Origin of the sequence: Caulobacter sp. (assembly GCF_035254145.1) — a bacterium.
GTDB lineage: Bacteria > Pseudomonadota > Alphaproteobacteria > Caulobacterales > Caulobacteraceae > Caulobacter.
Genome location: NZ_DATFAV010000237.1, coordinates 1 through 8,447, shown reverse-complemented (window position 1 = coordinate 8,447; position 8,447 = coordinate 1). Strand labels below are relative to the sequence as shown.

General features: G+C 67.4%; 13 protein-coding genes. 7 read left to right on the top strand and 6 right to left on the bottom strand.

All coding sequences use genetic code 11. The features are described 5' to 3' along the window. The first annotated feature begins 3 nt into the window (after positions 1-3). From greA to VJ655_RS14420, 4 genes are all read left to right on the top strand, one after another. Positions 4-486, top strand: coding sequence for a transcription elongation factor GreA (greA, locus tag VJ655_RS14435; protein ID WP_324112214.1), 483 nt, complete (start codon positions 4-6; stop codon positions 484-486). Positions 487-593: 107 nt separating this feature from the next. After that, positions 594-1,235: a DNA-3-methyladenine glycosylase gene (locus tag VJ655_RS14430; RefSeq protein ID WP_324112212.1), complete on the top strand. Its 642-nt coding sequence runs from the start codon at positions 594-596 to the stop codon at positions 1,233-1,235. A 187-nt stretch (positions 1,236-1,422) separates the two neighbouring features. After that, positions 1,423-1,986 (top strand): HNH endonuclease, encoded by a 564-nt coding sequence (locus VJ655_RS14425; protein ID WP_252635267.1) that lies wholly within the window; start codon positions 1,423-1,425, stop codon positions 1,984-1,986. A 224-nt stretch (positions 1,987-2,210) separates the two neighbouring features. Continuing rightward, complete coding sequence (locus VJ655_RS14420) at positions 2,211-2,495, top strand: hypothetical protein (RefSeq protein ID WP_324112206.1); 285 nt, start codon at positions 2,211-2,213, stop codon at positions 2,493-2,495. Positions 2,496-2,518: 23 nt separating this feature from the next. On the opposite strand, the gene VJ655_RS14415 is transcribed toward VJ655_RS14420, so the two are convergent. From VJ655_RS14415 to VJ655_RS14395, 5 genes are all read right to left on the bottom strand, one after another. Next, entirely contained in the window at positions 2,519-3,022 is a 504-nt protein-coding gene (locus VJ655_RS14415) for a VanZ family protein (protein ID WP_324112204.1), read from the bottom strand. Between the two features lie 109 nt (positions 3,023-3,131). Beyond that, positions 3,132-4,913 (bottom strand): M1 family metallopeptidase, encoded by a 1,782-nt coding sequence (locus tag VJ655_RS14410; RefSeq protein ID WP_324112202.1) that lies wholly within the window; start codon positions 4,911-4,913, stop codon positions 3,132-3,134. 59 nt (positions 4,914-4,972) lie between these two features. Continuing rightward, positions 4,973-5,533 (bottom strand): demethoxyubiquinone hydroxylase family protein, encoded by a 561-nt coding sequence (locus VJ655_RS14405; protein ID WP_324112200.1) that lies wholly within the window; start codon positions 5,531-5,533, stop codon positions 4,973-4,975. Beyond that, a complete protein-coding gene (locus VJ655_RS14400) occupies positions 5,530-6,087 on the bottom strand; it encodes a disulfide bond formation protein B (protein ID WP_324112198.1) in 558 nt (185 codons plus the stop codon). The genes VJ655_RS14405 and VJ655_RS14400 overlap by 4 nt, the downstream gene beginning before the upstream one ends. Continuing rightward, complete coding sequence (locus tag VJ655_RS14395) at positions 6,084-6,692, bottom strand: YqaA family protein (protein ID WP_324112196.1); 609 nt, start codon at positions 6,690-6,692, stop codon at positions 6,084-6,086. Before VJ655_RS14395 ends, VJ655_RS14400 begins: the two co-directional genes overlap by 4 nt. A gap of 238 nt (positions 6,693-6,930) precedes the next feature. On the opposite strand from VJ655_RS14395, the gene VJ655_RS14390 reads away from it, so the two are divergent. From VJ655_RS14390 to VJ655_RS14380, 3 genes are all read left to right on the top strand, one after another. Next, positions 6,931-7,179, top strand: coding sequence for a DUF3297 family protein (locus tag VJ655_RS14390; protein WP_324112194.1), 249 nt, complete (start codon positions 6,931-6,933; stop codon positions 7,177-7,179). A gap of 33 nt (positions 7,180-7,212) precedes the next feature. After that, positions 7,213-7,455: a hypothetical protein gene (locus VJ655_RS14385; RefSeq protein ID WP_324112210.1), complete on the top strand. Its 243-nt coding sequence runs from the start codon at positions 7,213-7,215 to the stop codon at positions 7,453-7,455. Between the two features lie 318 nt (positions 7,456-7,773). Beyond that, positions 7,774-8,283 (top strand): MarR family winged helix-turn-helix transcriptional regulator, encoded by a 510-nt coding sequence (locus VJ655_RS14380; protein ID WP_324112192.1) that lies wholly within the window; start codon positions 7,774-7,776, stop codon positions 8,281-8,283. Here VJ655_RS14380 and VJ655_RS14375 read toward each other — a convergent pair. Then, the coding region (locus VJ655_RS14375; protein ID WP_324112208.1) for a P1 family peptidase at positions 8,270-8,447 on the bottom strand (178 nt) is incomplete at its 5' end. The two genes, VJ655_RS14380 and VJ655_RS14375, sit on opposite strands and share 14 nt — an antisense overlap.

The following is an 8,447-nucleotide window of genomic DNA, read 5'->3' as shown; positions in this document are numbered from 1 at the left end:
GCCATGAGCGTCGCCTTCACCAAGGAGGGCGACAGCGAGGCCTTCGCGGCCGATCTGCCCGATCGTCCGATCTCCGCCCACCCCAATCTCGTCACGCCCGAAGGCCTGGCCCAGATCGAGGCCGAGCTGGCTTCGGCGCGCGCCGCCTATGCCGCGGCTCAGAGCGCCGGCGGGGCGGCCGACGGGGATCGCACCGCCATGGCCCGCGCCACGCGCGACCTGCGCTACTGGTCTGCCCGGCGGGCCACGGCCCAGCTTCTCGAGCGCGATCCGGCCCGCACCGTCGTGCAATTCGGCGACCGGGTGACCTTCGAGCGCGAGGATGGCCGCGTGCAGACGTTCCGCATCGTTGGCGAGGACGAGGCCGATCCGACCAAGGGTTCGATCTCCTATGTGGCTCCGATCGCCCGGGTCCTGCTGGGCAAGGCGGTCGGCGACGTCTCGCCCGCCCCGGGCGGGGAGATCGAGATCACCGCCGTCGAGTAGTTCAGCAAGTTCCGGCCAGTAAGTTCCGGCCAGCAACTTTCGGCCAGCAACTTTCGGCCAGCAACTTTCGGATTGTCATCCGGGCTCGGGCGCGCCACGTGCGGAAGATGTTTGTTCCGCCCACCGCGCAGGCGCTTCTGGAAGCGCGCAAGCAACTCGCCGCCGTCGATCCCGCCCTGGCCGCGATCGAGGCCGTCACGCCGGCCTTCGCCTGGCGCGTGGGCCTGGGCGGATTTCCCGGCCTGTTGAAGATGGTGGTGCAGCAGCAGGTCTCATTGGCCTCGGCCGCGGCCATCTGGGCGCGGGTCGAGGCCGGGCTGCCGGACATGACGCCCGAAGCGGTGCTGAAGCACGAGGACGCGCACCTGCTTTCGTTGGGGCTTTCACGCCCGAAGGCCCGCTACGCCCGCGCGATCGCGGAGGCCCACGTCAGCGGCGCGTGCGACTTCGACGCCTTGCCAAGCCTCGCCGACGAGGAGGCCGTGGCGGCGCTGACGGCGATCACCGGGATCGGGCGCTGGACCGCCGAGGTCTATCTGATGTTCACCCAGGGGCGCATGGACATGTTCCCCGGCGGCGACGTGGCCTTGCAGGAGGCCATGCGCTGGGTCGACAAGGCCGAGGTCCGGCCGAACGAGAAACAGGCCTACCTCCGGGCAGAGCTCTGGCGGCCCTATCGCGGGGTCGCCGCGCATCTGCTCTGGGCCTGTTACGGCGCGGTCAAGCGGCGGGAGATCGCGCCCTTCTAAGTCTCTCGACAGATGTCTTGGTTCTGTCGCTGACTTGGCTCATCCTTTCCCTGCGTTCGGGAATGAATGCCGATTCCCTGAATTGCGTAGGAAGGAGGCCCGTCTTCAGTCCTGTCGCGTACCCCCTCAGCCGAGGCCCCATTGGGCTAGGTTCCGTGCGTTTCGGCGCGCGCCTCGAAGGGAGGATCTGATGCAGGTCCTCACACGCCCGCCATCGGGCATGCCGGCCCTCGTGCTCAACGCCGACTTCCGGCCGCTCAGCTACTATCCGCTGTCCCTCTGGCCCTGGCAGGAGGTGATCAAGGCGGTGTTCCTGGATCGCGTCGACGTCGTCGCCAGCTACGACCAGGTCGTCCATTCGCCGTCGTTCGAGATGAAGCTGCCCAGCGTGGTGGCGCTGAAGCAGTACGTCCCGCAGGAGCGACCGCCGGCCTTCACCCGCTTCAACCTGTTTTTGCGCGACGCCTTCAGCTGCCAGTATTGCGGCTCGCCGGAGGATCTGACGTTCGACCATGTGATCCCGCGCTCACGCGGCGGGCGCACGACCTGGGAGAACATCGTCACGGCCTGCGCGCCGTGCAATCTCAGCAAGGGCGGCCGCACGCCGAGAGAGGCGGGAATGCAGCCGTTCCACAACGCGCGCCGGCCTTCGATGCACGAGTTGCAGGAAAGGGGCAGACGCTTTCCGCCGGGGCGGCTGCACGTGAGCTGGCTGGACTATCTCTATTGGGACATCGAGCTGGAGGCTTGAGCCTCGAAGCGAGGAAGCGGCCCGGGCTGGCGTTTTGAGGAATGGCTGTCCCGGGCCGCGGCTACAGGCGGAAGGGGATCAGACCGCCAGAGCGTCCGTAAAATGCCGTCGTACGGCAAAGGTTCCAGGCGCGATCCAAAAGGGTGGGAAGCCGGGCGGGCATGCAACCCGAACCTTGGCTGGCGGGTTTTTACCCTGAGACCAAGTTACGGGAGTTCAAGGCGATGACTCGACACACCACCGACCAAGACGACAACCGCCACTTCACCCACGGCACGGCCGCGTCCACGGCCGACATGGCCGCGGAGGGCAAGATCCGCCCCGAGGACAAGGCGTTCGACGCCCCCCACGCCCGCGAGGCCAAGCGCCCCCTGAAGGAAGGCGAAAAGCACGACCAGCTGGCCGGCAAGGTCAAGACGGCCGAGAGCCGTCAGGAGGCCCTGCTGGACGAGGGTCTTGAGGAGAGCTTCCCCGGCAGCGACCCGGTGAGCGTCAAGCGCATCACCTGACGCCTAATCAGCGGGGCTGGCGGTCAGCGGGCGGGAAACCGTCGCGCGGCGCGTTCGGCGAAGCTGGACGCGTCGGACGCGCCGTCGGCCGGCTCGAACGCCACGGCGCGCCGGCCGCCGCGACGACGGTCCATGGCCGCGATCTCCGAGAAGGTCAGATGGCCTTGTTCACGGGTCATCTTGCGCACGTTCTCGATCATGCTGGCGCCGTAAACGACGCAGATGCCGGCCGCGTCGGCCAGCCAGTCCAGCAAGCTGGCGGTGCGGTGGTCGAAGATCTGGGCGACCTCGACCGCCGCGCCCAAGATCAGCGCCGCCACCGTCAGGTCGGAACGCCGCAGCCGGGGGAACGCGAGGAAGGCGATGGCCAGCAGCCCGCCGAACGCCAGGGCGTGGGCGCTCTTGTCGTTCAGGCCGAACACCTTCTCGGCCCCGTTGAACGGGCCCAGGGCCAACACCGTCACCGCCAGGGATCCGGCCAGCAGCGCGATGCGCGAGGCGGTGACGACGTGGGCGGGCTTGGCCATGGAGCTCTCCGAGGAACGCCCCCGTACTTAAGGTCAAGGTTCGGCCAAGCGGTGAACGGACAGGGTTAGCGAGAGATGACCGTTCTCGGAACGGGCATCGTTCGCGCGCCTATTTCTTCTCGCTTTCAGCCTTCTTCTTGGCTTCGGCGGCCGCCTTGTCGGCGTCGTCCTTGGCCTTTTTCCAGGCCAGGTACGTCTCGAGATAGGGCTGGCGACGCAGCACCTTGGACGCTGGATCGACGATAACCGGAACGGCCTGGCCAACCGTGACACGGCCCGTCCCGCCGGTCATGGGCAGGGTGACGACCCTGTCGCCGACCTTGACCTCCACCGGCATCGGGAAAGGCTTGTCCTTGGGAGCCTTCCAGGTCAGCGCCAGATCGTCGCCGTCCCGCGCCTCCAGAAGCTCTGGCTGCTGAGCTTCGTAGAGGTAGACATCGAAGAACCAGCCGTAGTCCCTGCCGGTCACCTGGTTGACGATCTTGATGAAGTCCCGCGTGCCCAGGTAGCGCGGCGCGAAATTGCCAGGCTTGGGGTCGTCGCGGCCATAGACCGCGATCCGGGTGATCTTGAAGAACGCCTCATCGCCGACCAGCCAGCGCAGCGTGTGCAGGACGTTGGCGGCCTTGTAGTAGATGTCGTTCCCGGGGCCGCGATCGGCGTTGTAGACCTCGTCTTCCCTGAGCGGACGCCCCGAGACGATCGGGAATCTGTTCTTGCTGTCGACCCGCATCTGGTTCAGGCGCGCCATGTACTCCATGTCGCCATGCAGCCATTGCGAGAACAGCGGCTGCATGTACGTGCCAAAGCCCTCGTGCAGCCACATGTCGTCGTTGTCGGCGTTGGTCAGCTGGTTGCCGAACCACTCGTGCGCGAACTCGTGTTCCAGCAGCCAGTCGAAGCCGTAGACGTCCTTGCGGTACTCGTTGCCGTAGGCGTTGATCGTCTGGTGCTCCATGCCCAGGTGCGGGGTCTCGACCACGCCCATCTTCTCGTCGCGGAAGGGGTAGGGGCCGATCATCTGTTCGTAGAAGTCCAGCATCGGCGTGAACTCGGCGAACAGGGCCTTGGCCTTTTCGGCGCGGCTCTTGAGATACCAGAACGACATCGGGAAGCTGTCGCCGTAGCGGCTCTTGTAGGTGGCGGTCAGCTCCTCGTAGGGGCCGACGTCCAGGGCGATGGCGTAGGTGTTGGGAGTCTTGGCCCGCCAATTGTAGGTGCGCCAGCCGTCCTTCTCGGTCATGCCAAGGAACACGCCGTTGGCGGGCGCGACCAGCGGGGCCGGAACGGTGATGTGCAGGTCCACTAGCTTGGGCTCGCCGGTCGGATAGTCGATGCAGGGCCAGAAGACGTCGCAGCCGTCGCCCTGAACGGCCGTGGCGATCCAGGGTTCTCCGGTCTCGGTCTTGCTCCAGACGAAGCCGCCGTCCCAGGGCGCGCGTTTGGCCTCCAGCGGGATTCCGGCATAGGTGACGGCCACGGTGACCGTCTTCCCCTTCGCGACGGTCCTGGGCAGGGTGATGGTCATCCGGCCTTCGGGATTGGTCCAGGCCGAGGACTTCAGCGCCTTGCCGTCGATCGTCAACCGGCTGATGGCGAAAACCCGATCGAAGTCGAGCACCAGCTTGTCCAGCGGGGCCTTGGCCGTGAAGGTCAGGGTCGCCTCGCCCTCGATCGCCTTCTTGTCGGGCAGGATCTTGAACTTCAGGTCGGCGTGCTCGAAGGCCAGGGCCTTCTGTTCGGGCGGCATCGGACCGCCGGTTTCGAGCGTCAACGCGCTGGTCTTCAGCGGCTCGGCGGCCGAGGCGTTCGCGGCGGACAGGGCCAGCAGCGACGCCGCGCAGACGGCGAGGGCGCGGATACGGAAGGACAAGGCGGGCGACTCCCCCAACGCGAAGATCTCGTTGGGAGCATCGGTAGGCGTAGCCGCGAGCGGCGCCAAGCGCGCGGTCAGATCTTCTCGCTGATCTTGATGGCGGCGCGGCAGCCGGCCTGGATCACCGCGCTCAGCAGCGGGTAGGCGACAGCTTCGCGAGCGCCTTCCTCGACGGCGAGGTCGCGGTGGGCCAGCTCGTCGTCCCGGAACTGCGAGAGCTCGGCGGCCAAGGCTGGATCGCGGTCCTTCAGTTCCTCGATCTGGCCGGCGTAGTGTTTCTCGATCACCGACTCGACGGCTTCGGTGCAGGCGTGGGCGGCCTTGTCACCCAGCAGAGCCGTGCCCGCGCCCAGGGCGAAGGCCGCCGCGCGCCAGATCGGCGACATCAGGGTAGGCCGCACGCCGCGCTCGGTCAGCAGTTCGTCGAAGCGCGAGAGGTGGACCTGCTCGTGGCCCTCCATCTCCTTCAACTGCTCGGCGATGCGCGCGCGGCCTGGGGCGACCTTCATCACCGCCGCCTGGCCGCGATAGATGTGGACCGCGGCCAGTTCGCCGGCCTGATCGACGCGCAGGATTTCGCCGAGCCGCGTCTTCTGCGCGCCTTGGCCGGGGCGGGGAGGCGTAGGCTTGCTCATGCCGAAACGTCCGACTTGCGCAACGCCGCCAGGACGGACCAGACGGCCAGTTTCAGCGAGATCAGCACGTTCCATCCGGCCATGGAAAGGCCCAGGAACACCCAGGGAGCCTTGTCGCAGGCCGGCGGCTTGATCTTGGCCGTGCCCTTGAGCATCGCCTCGAGATTGGAAGCGGCCGCCGAGCCCAGGCCCGAGCAGCTCGAAGGTCCGGGCCACCACTTCCATTCCGCGCCGGCGTGATAGGTCGCCAGGCCCGCGCCGTAGAGGAAGATCGCGCCCAGCAGCAGGTTGGCCGGCAGGCGTAGGCGCGGCCACAGGGGCGTGCGCTGCAGACCAAAGGCGATCAGGCCGACCGTTCCGGCGACCCAGTAGACCTCGCGCTGCTTCAGGCAGAGGTGGCAGGGCGCGAGCCCGCCGAAGCTTTCGAAAGCGTGTGCGATGGCCAGCATCAGCGCGCTGGACAGGAACGCCAGCAGCGGCCAGTGGCGGGTCACCAGGTCATAGACGCGGCTGACCAGTCCCGGCGCCGCGCTTCTGGAATCCTCGTTCGTCATGCGACGCAAGCTCCGCCATGTCCGCCCCCGCCCAGCAGATGGCTCGCGGTCAGGCCGATGACAATGAGGGCGATCAAGATTCCGGCGAACAGGGCTAGGCGCCGCTCGACGATGGGCAGCAGGGTGGGGCCGAATTTCTTGATGATGAAGGCGACCAGGAAGAAGCGCGCGCCCCGCGTCAGGGCCGAGGCGGCGATGAACACCGGGAAGCTGAAGGCGGCCAGGCCCGAGGCGATGGTCACCAGCTTGTAGGGGATGGGCGTCATACCCTTGGCCAGGATCACCCAGACGCCGTACTTGCCATACCAACACTGGAACTGTTCCAGCCCGCCGGAATGGCCGGTGGCGGCCATGATCCACAGGCCGAAATCGCGCAGGAAATAGCCGATCGCATAGCCCAACATGCCGCCCAGCACCGACGCGATCGTGCAGATCAGAGCGTAGCGCCAGGCTTTCTCCGGCTTGGCCAGGCACATGGGCGCCAACATCACGTCCGGCGGAATCGGGAAGAACGAGCTCTCGGCGAACGACACGGCGAACAGGCTGAGCGGGGCGTGGCGGGAGGCGGCCAGGCCCATGACCCAGTCGTAGAGGCGACGCAGCATGCGGACTCCGAGAAACGTGTGCGCCCGTAGCTAAAGCGAGATGGCCAAAAGTGTAAGCGGTTTCGGCGACGATCAGCCGTTCAGGCCAAGGAATGGCGCGATCCCAGCGGATCGGGTCGAATGGGAAAGGCGCCCACTTACAAGGATGTCGGCGGGGCGGATTTGGACTTTCCGCGTTTCGTGGGTATCACCGCCGGCCAAGACACGGGCCGAGCGCCCGCATTGAAGCTGGAAGACCATGAGCGACACGCCTCCCGACCGCCTCTCCGTCAATCCTGACAGCCCGTATTATGACGCGGATCTGCTGGAGCGGGGCATCGGCATTCGCTTCAAGGGCGTCGAGAAGACCAATGTCGAGGAATATTGCGTCAGCGAGAAATGGGTCCGCGTCGCCGCCGGCAAGACCCTGGACCGCAAGGGCAATCCGATGACCATCAAGCTGCAGGGCGAGGTCGAGGCGTATTTCCGCGACACCGCCGAAGGCTGAGGCGTGTCGGCGGGCGATGCCGATCTGGAGGCCATGGCGCGGGACGAACTCGCCCGCGCCCTGACCCTGCGCTGGCAGGACCTGCGCGCGATCGTCCCCTGGGGCGACACGTTCGAGGGCCTCTCGCCCGCCGGCCGCTACGTCGAGGTCGAGCGCAGCTATATCTGGGCCGCCGACCCGGATGGGGACATTCTCTGCGAGGTGGCCGTCTATGGCGGTCCGTCGCGATACGACCAGGGCGCGCGCGTATCGGCTGCGATCGTTCGTCCGGCGTAAGGCCAAGGCGATTCTCGCGGGGTGCGAGGAGCGAAAACCACACCCCGACGCCGCCAAAAACGTTCGTTTCAGATCGCGATCGGCTGTCCCGAGGCATAAGAACGCCCTTCAGGAAGGCGAGACGGCTATTCTCTGCCCAAGCGGCGTGCGAAACTGCCGCTTCCTTCGGGCGCGCGCCGCGGGACGTTGAGACCCTGGCGGAGCGCGCTCAGATCAAGGATGCGCGCGGACCCGACGCCAGGGGCCGGAAACGCGCAACGTTGGCGAAGGCCGCGCCTTCAAGGGCGGTCACGCCTGGGAGGACGAAAGGAACGGGACATGACCGCAACGGTCTCTCCGATTAAGTCAGGCGCGCCGGACGCGCCCGAAGCCGGTGTCAGTCTTTCCGATTACGTGCCCTATCGCCTGGCCACCGCCTCGGCGGCCGTCAGTCGCCTGATCGCCCGCGCCTACGAGGACCGGTTCGGCCTCACCATTCCCCAGTGGCGTCTGATGTCCGTGCTGGCCGAGGGCAGCCTGACCCAACACACCGCCGTCACCCGAACGGCGATGGACAAGGTGCGCGTCAGCCGCGCGGCCCAGGAGCTGGTGGTGCGTCGCCTGGTCGCCCGCACCACGGTCCGTTCGGATCGTCGCTCGCACACCCTGGAGCTGACCGCCGCCGGCCGCCGGCTGTTCGCCGAGATCGCGCCCCTGGCCCTGGCCTATGAGGCGACCCTGCTGGCGGGCCTGGCGCCCAGCGAGGTGGCGACCTTCAAGCGCTTGCTGAATCACCTGGAGACCGCCGCCATCCAACTGGCCGGCGGCGAGACGATCACCCCGCCTTAGCGGCGTGGACCGCCCGGGCGATCGCGCGCGCCAGGCAGTCGGCCGCGGCCGAGCCCAGCCGAGCCAGGCTGACCCGCCGCGCGGGCGCTTCGCCCAGCGCGACGGCCCCCGAGGCCAGGGCGAAGACGATATCGCCGTCGAACGGCGTGTGAGCGGGCCGCACC